Raw genomic sequence first — 19,405 nt, forward strand, 5'->3', positions numbered from 1 at the left:
TATTTTTACTTCTTATATAAAAAAAGACTCCACGTATCACTCCATAAATACGTCTATTAAGTACGCTATCCAATGGATCTTTTGATGTTTCTATTGACGAGAACTAACAGACATACAATAGTCCCAAAAGCGACAACAGAAGCCATTGGTATAGTCACATAACTAAAGAGAAATATCTTTGTTGAGCATGAGACTCTCCCACAAATATCCAGCTGCATACCTGGCATCTCTTGAAGAAAAACCTGATATATAGAAATCCCTAAACCTATAACTGCTTGAGGCAAAACATAAAGTTTAATCGAAGAATCGTTATGATACGCAGCCATCCCCAAAATAAAGGTCAGCGGGAACAGACAGATTCTCTGATAGTAACAAAGAATACAAGGCTCTACATTGAGAATATAGCTATAAAAAATGCTAATTAAAGTTCCAATACAAGCAATGACCCAGGCAAAATATAGCCCATAATTACGTATAAAATTAATCATTATAATCTCCTTCAGCAGCTTGCAACTGACGGATATGTTGAATAACTCTCTCTATTTCATGAAATGTAGGATCTTCAATCAAATAATCTCCGACTACAGCTGTTGGTGTTGCCAATTGTCCTCCTAAAACTTGAGATCCATATAAATTATTCTTTTTTAGTTGCTCATTATACTGCCCTGAAGCCACACACTGTTCCAAACCTTTTGCATTAATACTACGACCAGAATTTGTTTTTAATCCCTCAGCAAGCTTAGCAAGAACTTCAGGAGTCGCCCAGTGGGAGCCCTCATCCTTAGGATAGGTCAAAATCCGATGAAAGTATTCCATATAAGCATCTATATCTGCCTGACGCGGATCATGATGATAAATACATAACAAGGCTTGAGCTGCAGGTTTGGACCCTCTAATGAAGCAAACAGGAATCAAAGTAAATGAAATCTCGCCAGTATCGATATAATGCTTCTTTAGCAAAGGAAACACTTCCGTAGTAAATTCAGCACAGGCTGAACAAGAAGGTTCCTCAAATACTGTAATGTTTATAGGAGCATATGGATTCCCTATTGTAGGGAAGTGTTTCGCATTTGTAGGAATATGGGCTTTAGGAGGCAAAATTCCATGTTTTTTATGTAATATGAAACCTAAACAAACTATAAAAAACATCGCAGTGGAAAGAACTAGGATCTTTTTATTCAAAGGACCTCGTGAAGGTGAATTTCTTAATCCATCAATAGAACAAAAAAGATAAAATTCAAAAGAATTTTCTTTAGTAAAGTAGTAAAAAGAAACGAGTTTACTCAAGGCAACAAAGCTATCTTGGTCTTTTTACTTCAGACCAAAAATCTAATTAAAAGTACTTCCCCTTTTATTCTTTGGCTTTTATTAAGAAAGAAAGACTAGGACTTAAGAGTTATGGATAAAGAAACATTAGAAAATATCTATCGTCATTTCCGTTATCGTTTTTTAAAGCTGAATATTCTCCCAGCATTTCTCGGGCTTTTTCTTTTATGCTCTCCAAATACGCTTAGCTATACACAAGTTGATATCATTTTTTCTGATCGTCTCTGTGGTTTTTTGCTTATTTTTCTAGCGATTGCTTCATTAAAGAAGCGCTCTCTACTCTGGTTTGGAGCACCTCTGGGTATCTGGGTTACCCTTTTTGCTTGTGTTCCTGGACGGCCTCCTATTGTTTTTGCAAATGATACTCTTATTGGATTTGCGATTCTTGCCGTGGTATGTATTTCTCCTACACGACCCGAAGCTCTTGAAGTAGGCCCCACGTTACCCGAAGGCTTTTCCTATAATCCCTCAGCAGGAGGACGCAGAGCTGCTATACTATTTCTAAGCCTACTTGGGTGGCTAGAAGCTCGCTATCTTACTGCTCGAAGTCTAGGTATTATTGGCAGCAAGTCTTCTAATTTCTTACTACTCTATTCGTCTATAATGACTATGTATTCTCTTCTCGTGGTTCTCTCTTTAGCAGGAAGCGAACGTCGCTGGCATACAAGACCAAAAATCGTAATCTCTACAGCATTAGCTCTAATAGGTGTTATTATTTTGACCCTTTTGCCTATCATTTTACGTCAACTTCGCCATGATTGCTGGCTCTGCCTTTGCTTAACTATAGAGCCAGCACTTGCTGTTGTTTTTGCCTATGATGAAACTCGAGCAACTATACGTTACATTGCACAATTTTTAGGAGATAAACGAGCACTAGCTAGAGCCTCATTTTTTGGATCAGAGTACTATAAAAATACCTTGTCTTGGGAAGAGAGAACTGTTCTCCCATTAAGAAAAGCCTATAAACAAGCCTTTGAAGGTATCTCCTTCCCAATGAACCAGCTAACTGCTATCTTCATTGCTGCTATCTTCGTAAAAATTAATAGCACTATGGATCTCCCTACCTTTACTAAAAACTTTCTGAATATCTGTTGTTGGTTTATCATTGTTTTCTTTATTCTAGCTTTTGCAGAAAGCCTACGCCACGTGCGCTGGATAAATCTAATCTTCGCGATCGCTATCCTACTCTCTCCAGCACTCTTTCATATTCCTTTAGAGTCCTCAATGTTTCTACCAATCATTATCACGGGATTCATTTTAATCATCCTATCTATAGGGAAAGTAAAGAGGAATAAACATAACTCCTAAAGACGTGATCATGTCCCTATGTTAGAAATTATGCGTTAAGAGTTGAGTTTCTTTGCTTTTTTTTCTTCTTTCTTAATTTCCCGTTTATTGCGCTTTTCTTTCTCATATTTGTTCATATAAATACTTTCTTTAGCACGCTCTATAGCTTTTTGAATAACACCATCATGCTTTGAAGATTCAGAAGAATTTTTATTAGGAATGATTCTAAGCGTCTTACCTAAGATCATAGAGGAAAATCTTTTACTGTATTCGGGAATAAGGACTTTAGATTCTATATAATTAGAAAGCACTTTCTTATCAGGAGTTTTTTTCTCCTTCTCGCAATAGTTATGAGCTTCATTATAATTACTTTCTGCAATTCTCTTATGAAGAGCTAAAACCTCCTTGTGATGAGAATAAGCATAGATATTCAAAGGCAGAACAATAAGAATAAAAACAAGAACAGAAGGGACTAACCAAGGAAGAATCACTTCATTAATGATAGATACCCCTTCAAGAGGAGCACCTAAAAGTACAGCCCCTAAAATAAAACCAAAAATACAAAATACGAGTAGGATAGCTGCGCAAATTGCAGCAGGAGCTCCACGCCAAAGATGACTAGAGACTTTCTGGTAACAATCTATTTTTTCTTCTTTAGTAAGAAAATCACGGTTTACAACCGGAGTTAGGGGAATAAGAGGCTGTAAACTCATTTATACAGGTGCTCTTTTAAATCTTTGATTAAACGAAGACCGTTACTCAAAGATCTCATTGAAGGATCTAAGGGAACAGGAGTTAATGTTTTATTCTTAATAACAAACAGTGCATCTCCTAAATACAAAACATCATGAAAATCATGAGTAACAAGAAGGACTGTTTTATTTTCCTTGCGTGCTAAAGCAACAATGTCTTTATAAAGTTGCTCCTTAATTAACACGTCTAATGAAGAGAAAGGTTCATCTAAAAGCAAAATAGGCTTTAAAGATAAGCATTGGGAAGCAAGTGCTACTCGCTGTTTCTGTCCTCCTGAAAGCTCATCAGGATACCGATCAAGAAGCATTTGAAGGTCAAAATTATGGATAATTTCCTGAAGACGTTCAGAACACAATGCGTTTTGATTTGGATTGAGCCCAAGCTCTGTTGACAACATCATGTTTTTTAAAGCTGTGCGCCATGGAAGCAAAGCTTCTTTTTGTTGCATATAGGCGACATATTTATGAGTTAAAGGATTTCCATTCCACAAAAGCTTGCCTTGTTGTAGAGGAAGAAAGCCTGCAAGCAAACGAAATAAGGTTGTCTTCCCTACGCCAGAACTTCCTAAAATAATCGTAATGGTCCCTGGATATGCTTCAAAGGAAGCATCTTCTAAAATGAACTGATTGCTATAAGAGTAACTTAGACTATGAGCTTGCAACATGAATAGCTCTTATTCTTAATAGAAAGGAAGGCTTGCGGTTACCAAGACTTGAACTTGGGACCTCGACATTATCAGTGTCGCGCTCTAACCAACTGAGCTATAACCGCGAGGGATGGAGACTAGGAGATTCGAACTCCTGACCTTCTGAATGCAAATCAGACGCTCTACCAACTAAGCTAAGTCCCCGTTCATCCCATAAGGGAAAAGTAAAGAACCATCTTACTCATGAGGAGATTTAACCTCAACAAAGAAAGTATAGGGAATTTTTACTCTTAATGTGCTAAACAAAGCTCTTTCAATACACTTTTTAGCAAAGTATCCATATAAATTTTACTTGCTTCGCTTTGAAGCTGTTTCCAATCATTATTACTTGGTGATTCTAAAGGATGAGGGAGGAGGATATTCACTCCTAGACAAGGAATATTATATTCGTAGCATACTTGTGAAACAGCACCGCTAGCACTATCAAAACCCTGAATCTCAGGATACAATTTTTGCAGAGAAAGAAAATAATTCCGCGACATAGCGAAAGATTCTCCTGTAGCGACCAGGCCTTCTATTAATGTATGCTCCGTTTTTGTTGTTGATTTCAAATACCCATAAGCTTTTAAAAGATTCCCTATTTGTTCTTTATACGTAGCAACAAATTCTTTTCCTCCACGAAGAATTGCTTCACGATGCACCTCACTGGTTGCAAAAATACTCTTTTTAATATCTGGAATTTCAAATCTATTAAAAAAAGGCCTTATATCAGCATCGTAATTAATATAACCTTTTGAAATCAGTATATTGCCAAAGCGACTATTTTCTGATCTAGAATAACACGAACCGATAATTAAAATAAGATCGACACGGTGTTTAAGAATCATATTACAAGCGACAACTGCTGAAGATACTTTATTAGGCCAAAGAGCGGAAACTACAAAATATTTTCCAAAATAATCTCCAGAATAATAGATTCGCTGACCTTCCAAAGTCTTTTTATTGCCAGAAAACCAAGGAATAGGACATGTAGCATTAAAAGCAGCTGGTGTGACCTCTGGCAAAGCAAAGATAATGCCTATACGGTTTAAAGGACTCTGTTTTTCCTCTAAAATAGTGAAATTATCTCTAGGAAATCCTGCCAAGGGAAGAGAGTAAAAAATAAGAAGCAAAAGATAGCGCATCATAAAAAAGTCTTCTACATTAAAAACTCCGTCTTCATATTATATAAAAAAAAGATCTGTTAAAGAGAATAAAAATAGGAGCAGACCTATTTTCAGTGCTCTATTTACTTAAGAAGATTTCATATTTTTCCTTAGACTTAAATGAAAATCACCGGTCTAAAAAAAACAGAAGTAATCAAGATGCGAAATATTAGAAAGTTCTTAATCAAAAACGATCTCTATCTAATTAAAAATGCATCTCAAAATTTAAAAAATCATAGTTAAAATATATAAATTGTATGTTATAAATTATAAAAATGCTGTTCGCTCAGAGTGGTTTTCATCCAAACTACCCAATACTTGTCATAGACTGACCTTCTTTTTCATGGCAGAAGGAATAGTTCTTGGTTCACGTATCTTTGTAATTTTAAAAGACTCAGAAAAGGCTTTATATTCTTTATCTAGAGCCTGGGGATTTTTATTTTTATAGACCATAAAGACTTGATAAAGGGTATGATTCACGGAAATCAACATCCCTCTAAAATAGACATCTTCACAAACAATCCAAAACTCCAAAGCTTTATGCCCTTGAATCTGTCTTGCCTGCATAAATAACACCTGTGATTCAGGAAGAGCCTGCATCATTCCTGAAAACCCTTCTTGTAAGTTAAGTTCGGGACGACTAATGTCAACTTTTTCAGGATATTCCCATACAGAGACTACATAAACAGTATTGTCTGAAGCAGTCTCTGTTACATAGGTGTCGTAACGTATAGTAATCTCTGATTGAGGGACTTCTACAATTTGACCCGAATGATCAGGCTCTCCAGGAAACTCAATAGAAAAGCCACAACTTGAGGTATAGTCATAACGTTTCCATGAAAGACTGTCCTTAACTGGTAAAGCTACAGGCGCTTCTTCCATCTCTTTTTTTGAGAACCACCCTTTAACCTTTCCTAAAAAACCCGACTGGGTCTCAATCCCTATTCCTTGTATAGGATGAACAACTAGAATCGATACTACAATCGATAATAAGATTTTTTTGCAACTTGGCAACATAATAAACTAAAAAACAAAACAAGATAACTAAACTAATAATATCTCTTTATTATTTTTATTTTATAAAACAAAATAGATTTTTTTCAGAAAATAAAAAAATATTGCTTTTTATAAAAGCCATCACAATAATCCTGGTAGTCTTAAAAATTTATTTTTTTAGGTTCTCGTTATGAATCAACAAAAAACTGACTGTCTATCTATTGGAGTTTTGCCAGCCCGCTGGAACAGCAGTCGTTTTCCAGGCAAGCCCTTGGCCAACATTTTTGGAAAAAGCTTGATTCAAAGGACTTATGAAAATATCTCTCAATGCACCCTATTAGATAGGGTCATTGTCGCTACTGATGATCAACGTATCATTGACCATGTGAATGATTTTGGTGGTTATGCGGTGATGACTTCTTCTACATGCCCGAACGGCACAGAACGGACTGGAGAAGTAGCTATGAACTACTTCCCTGAAGCTGAAATTATTGTGAATATTCAAGGAGATGAACCATGCCTCAATCCTGAGGTTGTGGATTGTTTGGTACGCAAGTTAAAAGGTTGTCCTGAAGCAGAGCTTACCACACCTGTAGCAATCACCACAGATATTGAAGAAATATTAACAGAAAAAAAAGTAAAGTGTGTTTTTGATATTGAGGGACGGGCTCTTTATTTTAGTCGTAGTGCTATTCCCTATAATCTTAAACAAGAGACCCCAGTATATCTCCATATTGGAGTGTATGCCTTTAAAAGAAAGGCTCTTTTGCGTTATCTACAATATAGTTCAACTCCCCTAAGCAATGCTGAAGATCTTGAGCAATTACGCTTCTTAGAGCATGGAGAGAAGATTCACGTGTGTATTGTTGATGCAAAAAGCCCTTCTGTTGATTATCCAGAAGATATAGCTAAAGTAGAAAAATATATCTCATGCCTTTCAAATGCATATTTTTAACTGGAGGGGTTGTCTCCTCATTAGGAAAGGGGTTAACAGCAGCGTCCCTAGCTCTAATTCTAGAACGTCAACAACTTAAAGTTGGGATGTTAAAGTTGGATCCATATCTTAATGTGGATCCAGGAACTATGAATCCCTTTGAACATGGAGAAATCTATGTTACAGATGACGGAGTCGAAGCAGATCTTGATCTTGGCCACTATCATAGATTTTCCTCTGCTATACTGTCTAGACATTCAACTGCTACTTCTGGTCAAATTTACGCTCGTGTTATTAAAAAAGAACGTGAGGGCCATTATCTAGGAAGCACCGTACAGGTCGTCCCTCATATCACTAATGAAATCATCCAAGTAATTTTAGATGCTGCTACAGAGCATTCTCCAGATGTTCTTATTGTAGAAATTGGAGGTACCATAGGAGATATAGAATCTCTTCCCTTTCTAGAGGCCATCAGACAGTTTCGTTATGATCATACGGAAGATTGTCTAAATATTCATATGACCTATGTTCCCTACTTACAAGCTGCTGACGAAGTAAAAAGCAAACCGACACAACATTCTGTCCAGACGCTCCGAGGTATTGGTATTATTCCCGACGCCATTCTATGCCGCTCTGAAAAATCTTTAACTACTGAAGTTAAGTCTAAAATTAGTCTTTTTTGTAATGTTCCTAGTTATGCTGTTTTCAATGTCATAGATGTAAGACATACAATTTATGAAATGCCTTTAATGCTTGCTCAAGAGAAAATTGCTAATTTCATAGGGAAAAAATTAAAACTGCCTACTATTCCAGAAAATCTTGATGACTGGAAAATATGGGTAAGCCAACTATCCCAAGATCTTCCCAAAGTAAAGATTGCCATAGTAGGAAAGTATCTCCAACATCGAGATGCATATAAGTCTATTTTTGAGGCGTTAACTCATGCTGCTTTAAGCTTAAATCATACTACTGAAATCGTTCCTATTGATTCTGAAGATGTTAATCTTATTCAGGAACTTTCTCAATGCGATGCATGCTTAGTCCCTGGAGGCTTTGGTAATCGTGGCTGGGAAGGAAAAATCGCTGCTGCTAAATTTTGCCGAGAACAAGGTCTACCTTACTTTGGCATCTGCCTAGGAATGCAAGTACTTGTTGTAGAGTATGCTCGCAATGTTTTAAATCTTCCCGAGGCAGATTCTATCGAAATGAACTCCAGAACGCCCTATCCTATTGTATGTGTAATGGAGGGACAAGATCCTTTATTAGCTACAGGTGGCACTATGCGATTAGGAGCCTATCCCTGTCTATTAAAACCAGGAACTAGAGTCTATAAGGCATATAAAGAATCTTCCCAAATTAATGAACGCCATCGTCATCGCTATGAAATAAGTCCAAGCTATATACAAAGTTTAGAAGATCATGGCTTACGTATTGTTGGGACCTGCCCTACCCAAGGTCTTTGCGAAATTGTTGAGATTGAAGATCATCCTTGGATGGTCGGTGTACAATTCCATCCAGAATTTATATCCAAACCAATCTCTCCCCATCCCCTATTTGTAGCATTTATTGAGGCGGCACTTACTCATTCTAAGGATAGAAATCATGTCTAACTCTCCTGTTTTTAAAGCCTTTCTTGGTATAGACTATGGGAAAAAACGCATAGGTCTTGCTTATGCAGCACAACCTCTATTACTAACACTACCCATTGGTAGCCTAGAAGCAGGTAAAAATTTAAAATTATCAGCAGAAGCTATTTATAAGGTTATTTTAGACCGAAAAATAACTTGTGTGGTTTTAGGTAATCCTCTCCCCATGCAAAAAGGCCATTGCTCATCTTTACAAAAAGAAATCACTCTACTCTGCGAAGAACTTAAATTAATTTCTAATGTAGAAATTGTACTATGGGATGAGAGGCTTTCCTCTGTCCAAGCTGAACGTATGTTGAGGCAAGATTGCGGACTAAGTAGGAAACAACGCAAGGGAAAAACGGATTCTCTTGCTGCAACACTAATCTTGACAAGTTTTCTAGAGACTCTACCTAAAGAACTGCACTTATAACCATATCATACCAAAAACAAAAGGATTTTAATTTTAGAAACTCCTTTGTTTTTTTGTTATCTTCCCAACTGCGGGGACAAAAAGGAGATGCAAATGACGAATGTTGTTCAAGAAACTACAGGTGGATTAAATCCATCACGGATATGTCCTCCCTGTATTTTAGTTATCTTTGGAGCTACTGGGGACCTTACAGCACGTAAACTTTTGCCTGCTTTATATCATCTTACTAAAGAAGGACGTCTTTCAGACCAATTTGTTTGTGTTGGCTTTGCTCGTCGAGCTAAGACTCATGAAGAATTTTGTCAAGAAATGAAACAAGCTATTATGCAATTCTCCCTATCAGAATTGGACATTAAAGTTTGGGAACGCTTTCAAGAGCGTTTATTCTACCACCGTTCAGAATTCGATAACGATGAAGGATACAAGTCTTTAAAGATCTTTCTAGAAAAATTAGATGAAAAATATAATACGCAAGGTAATCATCTCTTCTATCTTTCTACTCCACCCCAATATTTTTCTGAGATCATTCAGAGCTTAAATAAACACAAGCTTTTCTACCATGATCAAGAGGAAGGCAAACCGTGGTCTCGTGTGATTATAGAAAAACCCTTTGGAAGAGATCTAGATAGTGCAAAGAAATTACAAGAATGTATCAATGAGAATCTTCATGAAAATTCCGTTTATCATATCGACCACTACTTAGGAAAAGAAACTGTTCAAAATATCCTAACAGTACGTTTTGCTAATACTATATTCGAATCTTGTTGGAATTCGCAATACATTGACCATGTCCAAATCAGCTTAAGTGAAACCATAGGTATAGGCTCTAGGGGAAATCTCTTTGAAAAGTCAGGGATGCTTAGAGATATGGTACAGAATCATATGATGCAACTACTTTGTCTCCTCACAATGGAGCCTCCTAGCACTTTTGATGCTGACGAAATTAGAAAAGAAAAAATCAAAATCCTTCAACGTATTTCACCGTTTTCTGAAGGTTCTTCAATTATCCGAGGACAATACGGCCCTGGAACAGTTCAAGGAGTCTCTGTATTAGGTTATCGTCAAGAAGAGAATGTAGATAACAATTCTCAAGTCGAGACTTATGTAGCTTTAAAAGCACTTATTAATAATCCCCGTTGGCTAGGAGTTCCTTTTTATTTACGTGTAGGAAAACGACTTGCAAAAAAATCTACAGACATTTCTATTATTTTTAAAAAATCACCTTATAATCTATTTTCACTAGAAGAATGTTCACATTGTCCTATAGAAAATGATTTATTAATCATTAGAATTCAACCAGATGAGGGCGTCGCGTTGAAATTTAACTGTAAAGTCCCAGGAACAAATAATATCGTTCGTCCTGTTAAAATGGACTTCCGTTATGATAGCTACTTCAAAACCACCACTCCCGAAGCATATGAGCGCTTATTATGCGATTGCATTATAGGTGATCGCACACTATTTACTGGAGGAGATGAAGTTATGGCCTCTTGGAAGCTATTCACTCCTGTATTAGAAGCATGGGCACAAGACATTACACCTTCATTCCCAAACTATGCTGCAGGATCTTCAGGTCCTAAAGAAGCAGATATTCTAATTGAAAGAGATGGAAGATCTTGGAGATCCTTATAGGTAATTACAGATAAACATCTTAAGACGCCTAAGAATATAAAAAACAGGAATTATGACTATGGCAACACTGATAAATTTTAATGATACAAATAAGCTCCTGCTTACGAAGCAACCTGCTTTATTTATAGAACTCGCTAGCAAAGACTGGATAGCCTCAGCAAATCGTGCAATTAAACAACGAGGCGCTTTCTATGTAGCACTATCTGGAGGTAACACTCCTTTAAACATCTATAAGGACATTGTTATAAATAAAGATAAACTCACCGATACTAATAAAATTTTTCTATTTTGGGGAGACGAAAGATCTGTTCCTACAACATCGTTTGAGAGCAATTATGGCCAGGCGATGAGTATACTCTATGATTTGAATATTCCTGATGAGCAAATATTTCGCATGGAAACAGAAACTTCTGAGGGAGCTAAGAAATACGAAGAGTTAATAAAAAATAAAGTTCCTGAGTCTAGCTTTGATATGATTATGTTGGGATTAGGAGAAGATGGACATACCCTTTCTCTGTTTCCTGATACTCAAGCTTTAGAAAATGAAGATGACCTTGTTGTCTTCAATGATGTTCCGCAACTAGAAGCAACAATAAGAATGACTTTAACGCTTCCTTGCGTACATAAAAGTAAACATGTTGTTGTTTATGTCCAAGGAGAAAACAAAAAACCTATAGTTAAAAACATCTTATTCTCTCAAGAAAGAAAAGGAAAACCTTATCCCATAGAACGTATAGGTAGAAACCGCTCACCTCTATTCTGGATTCTCTCTCCAGAATGCTACGATACCACCGACTTTGATACTATCTCATCAGTATATAAAATGGATATCCTTTAAAGACTATTTTCTTTCTGGCTTTCTAGGGAGTATAAGGCGGTGGTGAGCCAGAGGGATAGGCAGGGTTAAAAGGAGGAGGAGGATTATATTCTGGATAGATATCATCATAAGAAGGAGGTGGAGGTCTAGAAAAAGAAGCAGATCCTCTTAACTGCTTTACTTCTTCTTCAGAAAAGAATTGACCGTAAGAATCTAGACAATCCTTTAAGAGGATTTCTTTTGCTATTTCATTTGTGTGATATAGACTAGGGTCACATAAAATTGACTCGCTAAGGACACTACGAATAATTGCCTGCGTCAAATGACCTGCACACTTGCTTTGCTTGTTTGTCTTACAAACTACAGCCACCCATAATCCTAAAAGAGAAAGTAAAAGGCCAGTTCCTCCACCAGCACAACAGCCTATCATTGCTGCAGTAATTACTGGAGCAGCTCCAGGAGCTATAAAAAATAATGCCAATACAATACCAGCAGTTAGAGCGATCAAAGCTAAAGAAGCTATTAAACTAATGGCTAAGAAAACTACCATTGAATTTGCATAGACTTTGCATGCCTTTTTAGTCTCTTCAGAAGAACGTATAGCTGCAATAGCCGCTGCACGGTGCAAAACATTATCAGGAAGTCTATCTAATACTTTTGATTTAACTCGATTCAATGAGCAAATCATTCCTACAGCCTTATGAATTTTATAAGCACAATAAGCTACCGTGCCTACTATTGGTCCCAAAATAAGAAGTAGAAGAAAGAAAAGTAGAGTAGCTCCCAAAATAAATACAGCATTCTCACTTTCTCTAGAATAGTGGTGACGATTACAATGAGAAAAACACATAATCAGGATTTCAAGACAATAGAGCAGATCAGAAAAGTTGTGAACTACTTTAAATCCTGAAAGCATAAGCTCTTCTGGCTGCTGAAATAGATTAGAAAAATTGGGCAAACTTCCTCTAGCAAGCGATTCAAGCATTACTTGAGAACTTACAGAAGGATCAACATATTTGTTCTCTATAAAATAAAAAATATGACTACGTATAACACTATTTGTTTGATTAATAATGTTAGAAAATGGAGGAAACGACGCCATACAAACAAATTACTTAATAAAAATAAATATTTAGATACTGATTATAAATATATCTTTTATTTATTAATAGAACTTTTATAGTTCATTCTCTAAGAGCATTCGAGCTAATGTTCAGCTTTAAAACTAAGTTAAAAATTATCTGAATGCAACAAAATTTTTAGAATAATTAGGAATAGGGCGGCGGTGGAGAAGAAGGGATAGTTTCTTCAGTATATGGAGAACGCAGGAACTCATGACAGCAGTTGAAAGCATCGTAAGAATGTAAAAGAGGAGTACCATCCTCGTTAAATAGAGATCTATAAGCCGGTGGTGGTGGTAGACCACTAAGAGAATTGTAACTGGGTGGTGGCGGCAGACCACTGAATGACATGCGCATTAACTCCTCATATTCTTCATTAGTAAAGAACTCTTGATAACGTCCTATACATTTAGAAAGTACTTGCTTAACTCCTGAACTGATTGAAGGATGTGGGCTCTGCATAACTAAGTCGGCAACCATAGCCTGCAGTAGTGCGGTATGCATATAGGCAGCTGCTTCTTTTCTCTTTCGCACACTATATACTGAGGCAATCAAAAAGCCTAAGATAGAAAGAAGGATGCCACCTCCCCCTCCAGCGCAGCAGCCTATCATTGCTGAAGTCATTACAGAGGCAGCCGCAGGACCAACAAAAAGTATAGAAAAAACAATACCTACTACTAAGGCTGCTAGAGCTATTGTGGCTATCAAACCAAGAGCTAAAAAAGTCAGTGTGGATTGTCTAAAAGCTTTACAAGATTTAATTATGGATTCTGAAGCCGAAGCTGCAGTTATAGTTCCTGCACGATTCAAGGTTGTATCTGATCTATTTAAGGAATTAGTTACCTGAGTTCGGTTTTTTGATAAAAAAGATATTTTCTTTGTAACTTGATAAATTTTATATGCACAGTAAAATACAACACCCAATGTAGGTCCTAGTACAACAGTCAGAATCGTAAAAATTAAACACCCAAATATCCTAAAAAGGATAAGATCAAGAGTAGCCTCAGAATCAGCAGCTAATAGGAAAGAAGAGGAACTCACTGTTAATATTTTCTCTAAAAAACGACCCAAAATTGTCTTCAAGCTTATACTAAAATAGACGGTAAGCTCGTGATCTTCTAGATTGCTAGCAGTTTCTAAATCATCTATAAAAAATACACTTGGCTGAGTTCCTTCCAATAGAAACGAATGAATTGATTCAACTGTAGATTCGTAACGAACAAATCTCTCTTTACTACTTAAAAACAACAAAGTCTCACGTACTTGTTTAATAGATGAAGTTATTGCTAAATTGGAATCAAAGGAATAGCTCATAGGAAACACTGTTTGAGACAAAAAAATTTTAATTTTCTCTCTGCTTTAAAATGAATAAATATAGTTTTTTTAAAAAAAAACGAGAATTTCTTGTTTTTAAAAACCACCTTAATTTTACGACCAATACTTTGCAGTTTTTCTAATTTGCATAAAAGGAGCTTGCATAAAGACTACTAATTTTGAAGATGTCTCTTGAAAAGAAGATTCCTCACCAATTTTATTTGCGATAACACAACCATGAATTATAGTTCCCAAGACCGGTACCAGTAACAAACATCCCCAAAAGTCTGAGAGCCCCTCCCTATTTACACATTCTGGAATACTCTTGATGCCAGATACTATCACTAAAAATAAGAGTTTTACAAGTAGCAAAACTGCAAAAACAACAGAACAAATTACTGACATTAAAGGATAAAGAAGAGCATCAAGGAACATGCACGAAGCTTTCCTAGAAAGAGGAACACTGTCTATATCTCCTTCTTTCATATCAATAAAAATAGAACAAGCCATCGATTTCTCCTTAAAAATGATTGTAGAAATTATAAAGGCTGTCTTATTAATTTAAAATAGAAAGAGATTACTACCTATTAACGAAGTTTCTACTCCAGAAGATAACTATAATACTCGCGATAAAAGGAATGAACTTTATCTTAGCTCTTTACAATATTAAATAGACTATAACTTTCTTCGTTACGTCCAATGTGTAGCAGTTACAACAACTTGATGTAAAGGGGCCGCCATAAACACTCTGCTGTATTCCATATCGCTATTCTTGATCTCTTCGCTATGAATCAGGCAATAGATGAGACCATAAACCATCGATCCTACTAATGGAATGATTAATAAACAACCCCAGAAATCCTTACTAAAAGATTTAAAGCTTTCTTGTATACATCGCTTTTCTCCAAATCCACACGCTGCACTAGATTGCATAATAAGAAATTTTAGAGATAAAAATATAAACTTTACTATGAACAAAAGTAGAAAAACAACAGAACAAATCACTGTAATTAAAGGATATAGAACACAGTCTATAAATAAACAAGCTTTGTGTGTAGCTGAGGATGTATCAATATTATCCTTAGAAAAATACAGACAAGCCATTTTAACACTTATTAATTTATAATGTTTCTGTACTTATACCCAATTTATTCAATTGTTTATTACTACCTTCCGAAATCAGGAAATAAAGTAACAATTTTTCTTTAAAAAAACTAGTCTTAATCTCCTTAAGACCAATTTATTAGAGCAGTTGAACAAATTTGAACAACAGGAGCCTGGATAAAGTTGGCATAACTCTCAAAACTATCATTTGTACTCAGGTCAGAAAAACACACGATAGCACTATGAATTATCGTTCCTACTAGTGGAATGATTAATAAACACCCAAGCCAATCGGGGAGACCGTCAGAGTTCAAGCATCCAAAACTCTTTTGTAGACTAGGAACTGATGTAGATTTAAACAAAGCAATACAGTATGTAATAAGAAATTTTAGAGATAAAAATATAAATTTTACTACCAACAAAAGTAGAAAAACAATAGAAGAAATAACTGCAATTACAGGATAAAAAATAGTATCGATAACTACCAAAGCTCGGTATGAATTCCATTCATCATCTAGAGAATTTATTCCGTCTTTACACAAAAACAAAGGAAGAGAACAAACCATTTTTTATTTCACTTAACAAGAAATTAGCTTTGACTAAACTAGAATAAAACAATTTGTTTTTATTTGCAAATATAAAAGTATTATAAATCAAAATTTAAGATTAAATTTTGATTTATTAAAGTTGTTATAAGAATTAATAAAACTAGGCGTCCAGACTTCTTGTTTTTTACAATCGCAACAGATAATAAAAATTATTTTTATATTTCAATTTAAAAAACTATAATATTCCTAAAATTAGATAGATTATGCTTCTTCCCCTTCCTTCACGGACCATGTTTTAGCAACTAAATAGGTGTGATAAATAGGAATCATTAAAAATAATTCAGGGATCAAATCCTTTTCGCTGTCCTGTGCATCAGAATATATTAAACAATAGAGGACGCCATGAACTATAGTTCCTATTAACGGAACCAATAACAAGCTCAAAAGCAAGAAATCCCTATCCAAACACTCAAAGGTTTCTTCTACACTAGGCCCTTGTCTAGATCTACACACTGCTATCGATTGCATAATAAGGAATTTTAAAGAAAAAAATATCGGTTTCAAAACCAAAAAAACAAGAGAAACAACAAAACAAATCACTGCAACTAAAGGATATAGAATAACATCTATAAATAAACCCACTTTGTGTATGGCTGAGGACGTATCCATACCATCCTTAGAATTAAAATATAAACAACAAGCCATGCGGATAAAAGAATAAGAGATTAAATAAAAAGATTGTAGTTTCCTTCATTAAAAAGAACAACCATTTATATCCTAGATATTTTATCTTTTACTACCTTTACAAAGGTTAGTGCACTAAAAAATAAACCAACTATACTACTTAGAGAGCTTTTCAAATTATCTATCTAACCCCTTGGTAAAGCTATAAAAGAGACTTTTCTTGCCGTTTTTCTATTTTCTAGTATTTTGAAAAAGGTATATAGTAGTCCTGATAAAAGCCTTGAAACAGAAAGCACTCCCAGTTTATAGCAATATCTTCAAGAGCTATGCTCCTTTCAATAAGAAAAAGAATTCTGTTATTTTGCGTTATCAAATGTGTTAAGCTAATTTTAGATCCTTTGACTCTAGAGTCGAATGACGATGCCAACTTTAAGGAGCAATTGCAATGAATAATGGCTCTGTTTTTATTATTATGGGGCCTCCAGGTTCAGGCAAAGGAACCCAGTCCCAACATCTTGCAAAAAGACTAGGTATACCTCATTTCAGTACAGGGGATTTATTACGAGCCATTATTGAAGAAGGAACTCCTGCTGGATTAGAAGCTAAAACATACCTGGACAAAGGAGCGTTTGTTCCCAGTAATTTTGTATGGAAAATTCTTAAAGAAAAAATGCAAAGTATAGAATGTTCTCAAGGATGCATTATTGATGGATTCCCTAGAACATTGGATCAAGCGCAACTTCTTAATAACTTTCTTAAAAAAATTCAATCTGATTATACAGTTATCTTCTTAGAAATTTCTGAAAATGAAATTGTAAAAAGAATCGGCTCTAGATTTCTTTGTCCAAGCTGCTCTCGTATCTACAAAAAAGAACAGGGCTATACTGAATGTCCAGATTGTCTAATGCCTTTAATAAGGAGGTCTGATGATACTCCCGAAGTGATTAAAGAAAGGCTAAAAAAATATAGAGAACGTACAGCACCTGTTATTACCTACTATGAAAAATTGGGCAAGCTATGCTGGATTTCTTCAGAAGACAAAGAGGACCTTGTTTTTGAAAACCTTTTAAGATGTATTTATAAATAGTATTTTGTTTTTTCTAAGTCTAAGTTGCAATCTAATTTTCAAAAAAGTTTAATTATAGGCTGCTTTAACTCTAGTAAAAGAAATTATGAAACACTACTTGTCATTTTCCCCGTCTGCAGATTTCTTTTCTGAAAAAGGAAGTATTGAAACCCAGGTTCTCTTTGGAGAACGCATCCTTTTCCAAGGGAACAAGTGTTATGCCTATTCTCAATTATTTCAAGATCAATCTTCGTGGAAGCCATATCCAGGATATGGCTTTTGTTCCACACTCGTCCCATATAATCCTGAGCTTTACATCACTCCAAATGTTGCTATAACCTCTCTAAATGCTTTTTTAGATCCCTGGAACATTCCCCTTCCTTTTGGGACTTTACTATGTATTAATTCTCGCAATACAGTGAGTTTTCCTAATCACATTCTTAGTTATCTTAATTCAATTTGGGGACCTGGAATTCCTAAATGTGATCCTCAACATTTTCGTTATTTAAAGAGTTGGTCTAGTGAACTCGCACTTCAGGATGCTAAGCTCTTCCTTGATCTTCCCTACCTATGGGGAGGCCGTTCTGTACATAAAAGTCTGAAAAATTCAGGTTTAGATTGTTCGGGGTTTATGAATCTTCTTTACCAAGCACAAGGATATAACATTCCTAGAAACTCCATGGATCAGTATGCGGATTGTAATTTTATTACTAAATTCGAAAATCTCCCTCCTGGGGGTTTAGTTTTTCTTTGTCGTCAAGGAGAGTCTCGTATTTCTCATGTAATGCTAAAAAAAGATTCATTAACCCTAATTCATGCTTCTGGATATTCAGGAAAAATTGAATATTTTGTTTTAGAGAGAGATGGAAGATTTATAGATTCGAAATTCTACATATTTTTTAAGAAAAATCAGAGAGGAAGAGCATTCTTTGGGGTTCCAAAAAAAAGAAAAGCCTTTCTTTAATAAGAAAGGCTTTTTCGAAGCAGGATTAATACTTTGAATGTTAACGTTTAGAAAATTGGAAGCTTTTGCGAGCTTTTTTATGACCATATTTTTTACGTTCTTTCTTTCTAGGATCTCTAGTCAGAAAACCGCAACTTTTCAGTTCCTGCCTATTCTCTTCATTTTCTTTTAGAAGAGCTCTTGCAAGCCCTAGTCTTGTAGCAATCACCTGGCCCTGAATCCCCCCCCCACTTACACGAATAATCAGATCATATTGATTTTGGTCCTCTACAATCTTTTTCAAAGGAGAAAGAATCGTAGCCCTTTGGATTTCTAAAGGAAAATAATCTTCAAAAGATTTTCCATTAACATCGATTTTACCAGTTCCAGGTCTTAAACGAACGCTGGAGACAGCTTGTTTCCTTCTACCTGTAGCGACAGACTCTTGTATTGTACTTTTTGCCACAACTTATCCTAAATTAAATATCTAATAAAACCGGTTTTTGAGATTTAAAAGTTTCGTATGAATCCCCTTTTATAATCCTTAAAGATTTCAATTGTCTCTTACCTAGGCGAGTTTTGGGCATCATTCCCTTAATCGCATGTTCAACAATATAGGTGGGCTTCCTTGCCATCATATTTTCAAAAGGAATCTCTCGCATTCCAGAGATATACCCAGTATAATAGCGATAGATCTTTTGTCCTTTCTTGGCTCCAGTTACGCGAACTTTTTCTGCGTTAATAACAATAACACCATCTCCCATTGCAACATGAGGAGTATAGGTGACTTTATGCTTTCCTCTTAAAATCTTTGCTACTTCTGAAGAAAGTCTTCCTAAAGTTTTTCCAGCAGCATCAATAACGTACCACGATTTCTCAATTTCACTGGAGTTTACTATAGTTGTTTTCGTATCTTTTCTTTTTTCCATAATAATGTAACTGTCATACTAGAGAGGGCGATTATAAGTCTG

General features: G+C 35.6%; 22 protein-coding genes and 2 tRNA genes. 8 read left to right on the plus strand and 16 right to left on the minus strand.

The annotated features are described in order from the left end of the window. Positions 1–65: 65 nt before the first annotated feature. Both C834KP_RS00970 and C834KP_RS00975 read right to left on the minus strand, forming a co-directional pair. A complete protein-coding gene (locus C834KP_RS00970; RefSeq protein ID WP_108896351.1) occupies positions 66–488 on the minus strand; it encodes a disulfide bond formation protein B in 423 nt (140 codons plus the stop codon). Then, the gene (locus C834KP_RS00975; protein WP_108897118.1) at positions 481–1,182 is read right to left on the minus strand and encodes a thioredoxin domain-containing protein; all 702 of its coding nucleotides are present in this window, start codon (positions 1,180–1,182) and stop codon (positions 481–483) included. The genes C834KP_RS00970 and C834KP_RS00975 overlap by 8 nt, the downstream gene beginning before the upstream one ends. 216 nt (positions 1,183–1,398) lie before the next feature. Between C834KP_RS00975 and C834KP_RS00980 the strand changes: the two genes are divergently transcribed. Beyond that, positions 1,399–2,634: a hypothetical protein gene (locus tag C834KP_RS00980; protein WP_108896352.1), complete on the plus strand. Its 1,236-nt coding sequence runs from the start codon at positions 1,399–1,401 to the stop codon at positions 2,632–2,634. A 35-nt stretch (positions 2,635–2,669) separates the two neighbouring features. On the opposite strand, the gene C834KP_RS00985 is transcribed toward C834KP_RS00980, so the two are convergent. The 6 genes from C834KP_RS00985 to C834KP_RS01010 all read right to left on the minus strand — a co-directional run bounded on the left by C834KP_RS00985 (position 2,670) and on the right by C834KP_RS01010 (position 6,234). Further along, a complete protein-coding gene (locus C834KP_RS00985) occupies positions 2,670–3,326 on the minus strand; it encodes a hypothetical protein (protein WP_108896353.1) in 657 nt (218 codons plus the stop codon). Next, the gene (locus tag C834KP_RS00990) at positions 3,323–4,030 is read right to left on the minus strand and encodes an ATP-binding cassette domain-containing protein (RefSeq protein ID WP_108896354.1); all 708 of its coding nucleotides are present in this window, start codon (positions 4,028–4,030) and stop codon (positions 3,323–3,325) included. The genes C834KP_RS00985 and C834KP_RS00990 overlap by 4 nt, the downstream gene beginning before the upstream one ends. Before the next feature lie 33 nt (positions 4,031–4,063). Further along, positions 4,064–4,137, minus strand: a tRNA-Ile gene (locus tag C834KP_RS00995). A gap of 6 nt (positions 4,138–4,143) precedes the next feature. Further along, a tRNA-Ala gene (locus tag C834KP_RS01000) sits at positions 4,144–4,216 on the minus strand. Positions 4,217–4,302: 86 nt separating this feature from the next. Continuing rightward, on the minus strand, positions 4,303–5,196 hold the full coding sequence (locus C834KP_RS01005; RefSeq protein WP_108897119.1) for a 5'-methylthioadenosine/S-adenosylhomocysteine nucleosidase family protein: 894 nt from the start codon (positions 5,194–5,196) through the stop codon (positions 4,303–4,305). 342 nt (positions 5,197–5,538) lie between these two features. Continuing rightward, positions 5,539–6,234: a hypothetical protein gene (locus C834KP_RS01010; RefSeq protein ID WP_108896355.1), complete on the minus strand. Its 696-nt coding sequence runs from the start codon at positions 6,232–6,234 to the stop codon at positions 5,539–5,541. A 169-nt stretch (positions 6,235–6,403) separates the two neighbouring features. Here C834KP_RS01010 and kdsB point away from each other — a divergent pair, with 169 nt between their 5' ends. The 5 genes from kdsB to pgl all read left to right on the plus strand — a co-directional run bounded on the left by kdsB (position 6,404) and on the right by pgl (position 11,675). Next, the gene (kdsB, locus tag C834KP_RS01015; protein WP_108896356.1) at positions 6,404–7,168 is read left to right on the plus strand and encodes a 3-deoxy-manno-octulosonate cytidylyltransferase; all 765 of its coding nucleotides are present in this window, start codon (positions 6,404–6,406) and stop codon (positions 7,166–7,168) included. Further along, a complete protein-coding gene (locus tag C834KP_RS01020) occupies positions 7,144–8,757 on the plus strand; it encodes a CTP synthase (RefSeq protein ID WP_108896357.1) in 1,614 nt (537 codons plus the stop codon). Before kdsB ends, C834KP_RS01020 begins: the two co-directional genes overlap by 25 nt. Beyond that, positions 8,750–9,205: a Holliday junction resolvase RuvX gene (gene ruvX / locus C834KP_RS01025; RefSeq protein ID WP_108896358.1), complete on the plus strand. Its 456-nt coding sequence runs from the start codon at positions 8,750–8,752 to the stop codon at positions 9,203–9,205. The genes C834KP_RS01020 and ruvX overlap by 8 nt, the downstream gene beginning before the upstream one ends. An 87-nt stretch (positions 9,206–9,292) precedes the next feature. Then, on the plus strand, positions 9,293–10,837 hold the full coding sequence (gene zwf / locus C834KP_RS01030; RefSeq protein WP_174165538.1) for a glucose-6-phosphate dehydrogenase: 1,545 nt from the start codon (positions 9,293–9,295) through the stop codon (positions 10,835–10,837). Positions 10,838–10,895: 58 nt separating this feature from the next. Then, positions 10,896–11,675, plus strand: a complete 780-nt coding sequence (gene pgl / locus C834KP_RS01035; protein WP_108896360.1) for a 6-phosphogluconolactonase — start codon at positions 10,896–10,898, stop codon at positions 11,673–11,675. 22 nt (positions 11,676–11,697) lie between these two features. On the opposite strand, the gene garD (C834KP_RS01040) is transcribed toward pgl, so the two are convergent. The 6 genes from garD (C834KP_RS01040) to C834KP_RS01065 form a co-directional block, all read right to left on the minus strand. After that, the gene (gene garD, locus C834KP_RS01040; RefSeq protein WP_108896361.1) at positions 11,698–12,756 is read right to left on the minus strand and encodes an inclusion membrane protein GarD; all 1,059 of its coding nucleotides are present in this window, start codon (positions 12,754–12,756) and stop codon (positions 11,698–11,700) included. Positions 12,757–12,922: 166 nt separating this feature from the next. Next, complete coding sequence (garD, locus tag C834KP_RS01045) at positions 12,923–14,089, minus strand: inclusion membrane protein GarD (protein WP_108896362.1); 1,167 nt, start codon at positions 14,087–14,089, stop codon at positions 12,923–12,925. A 114-nt stretch (positions 14,090–14,203) separates the two neighbouring features. Beyond that, entirely contained in the window at positions 14,204–14,599 is a 396-nt protein-coding gene (locus C834KP_RS01050; RefSeq protein ID WP_108896363.1) for a hypothetical protein, read from the minus strand. 180 nt (positions 14,600–14,779) lie between these two features. Then, a complete protein-coding gene (locus tag C834KP_RS01055; RefSeq protein ID WP_108896364.1) occupies positions 14,780–15,193 on the minus strand; it encodes a hypothetical protein in 414 nt (137 codons plus the stop codon). Positions 15,194–15,318: 125 nt separating this feature from the next. After that, positions 15,319–15,759 carry a hypothetical protein gene (locus C834KP_RS01060; RefSeq protein ID WP_108896365.1) on the minus strand — a complete coding sequence of 147 codons (441 nt, stop codon included), beginning with the start codon at positions 15,757–15,759 and terminating at the stop codon, positions 15,319–15,321. Between the two features lie 243 nt (positions 15,760–16,002). After that, entirely contained in the window at positions 16,003–16,410 is a 408-nt protein-coding gene (locus C834KP_RS01065; protein WP_108896366.1) for a hypothetical protein, read from the minus strand. Between the two features lie 460 nt (positions 16,411–16,870). On the opposite strand from C834KP_RS01065, the gene C834KP_RS01070 reads away from it, so the two are divergent. Next, positions 16,871–17,512 carry an adenylate kinase gene (locus C834KP_RS01070; protein ID WP_108896367.1) on the plus strand — a complete coding sequence of 214 codons (642 nt, stop codon included), beginning with the start codon at positions 16,871–16,873 and terminating at the stop codon, positions 17,510–17,512. Between the two features lie 85 nt (positions 17,513–17,597). Further along, entirely contained in the window at positions 17,598–18,455 is an 858-nt protein-coding gene (locus C834KP_RS01075) for a C40 family peptidase (protein ID WP_108896368.1), read from the plus strand. Positions 18,456–18,495: 40 nt separating this feature from the next. On the opposite strand, the gene rpsI is transcribed toward C834KP_RS01075, so the two are convergent. Both rpsI and rplM read right to left on the minus strand, forming a co-directional pair. Continuing rightward, positions 18,496–18,900 (minus strand): 30S ribosomal protein S9, encoded by a 405-nt coding sequence (rpsI, locus tag C834KP_RS01080; protein WP_108896369.1) that lies wholly within the window; start codon positions 18,898–18,900, stop codon positions 18,496–18,498. Positions 18,901–18,913: 13 nt separating this feature from the next. Next, complete coding sequence (rplM, locus tag C834KP_RS01085; protein WP_108896370.1) at positions 18,914–19,363, minus strand: 50S ribosomal protein L13; 450 nt, start codon at positions 19,361–19,363, stop codon at positions 18,914–18,916. Between the last annotated feature and the right edge of the window lie 42 nt (positions 19,364–19,405).

Origin of the sequence: Chlamydia serpentis, assembly GCF_900239945.1 — a bacterium.
In the GTDB taxonomy this organism is placed as follows: domain Bacteria; phylum Chlamydiota; class Chlamydiia; order Chlamydiales; family Chlamydiaceae; genus Chlamydia; species Chlamydia serpentis.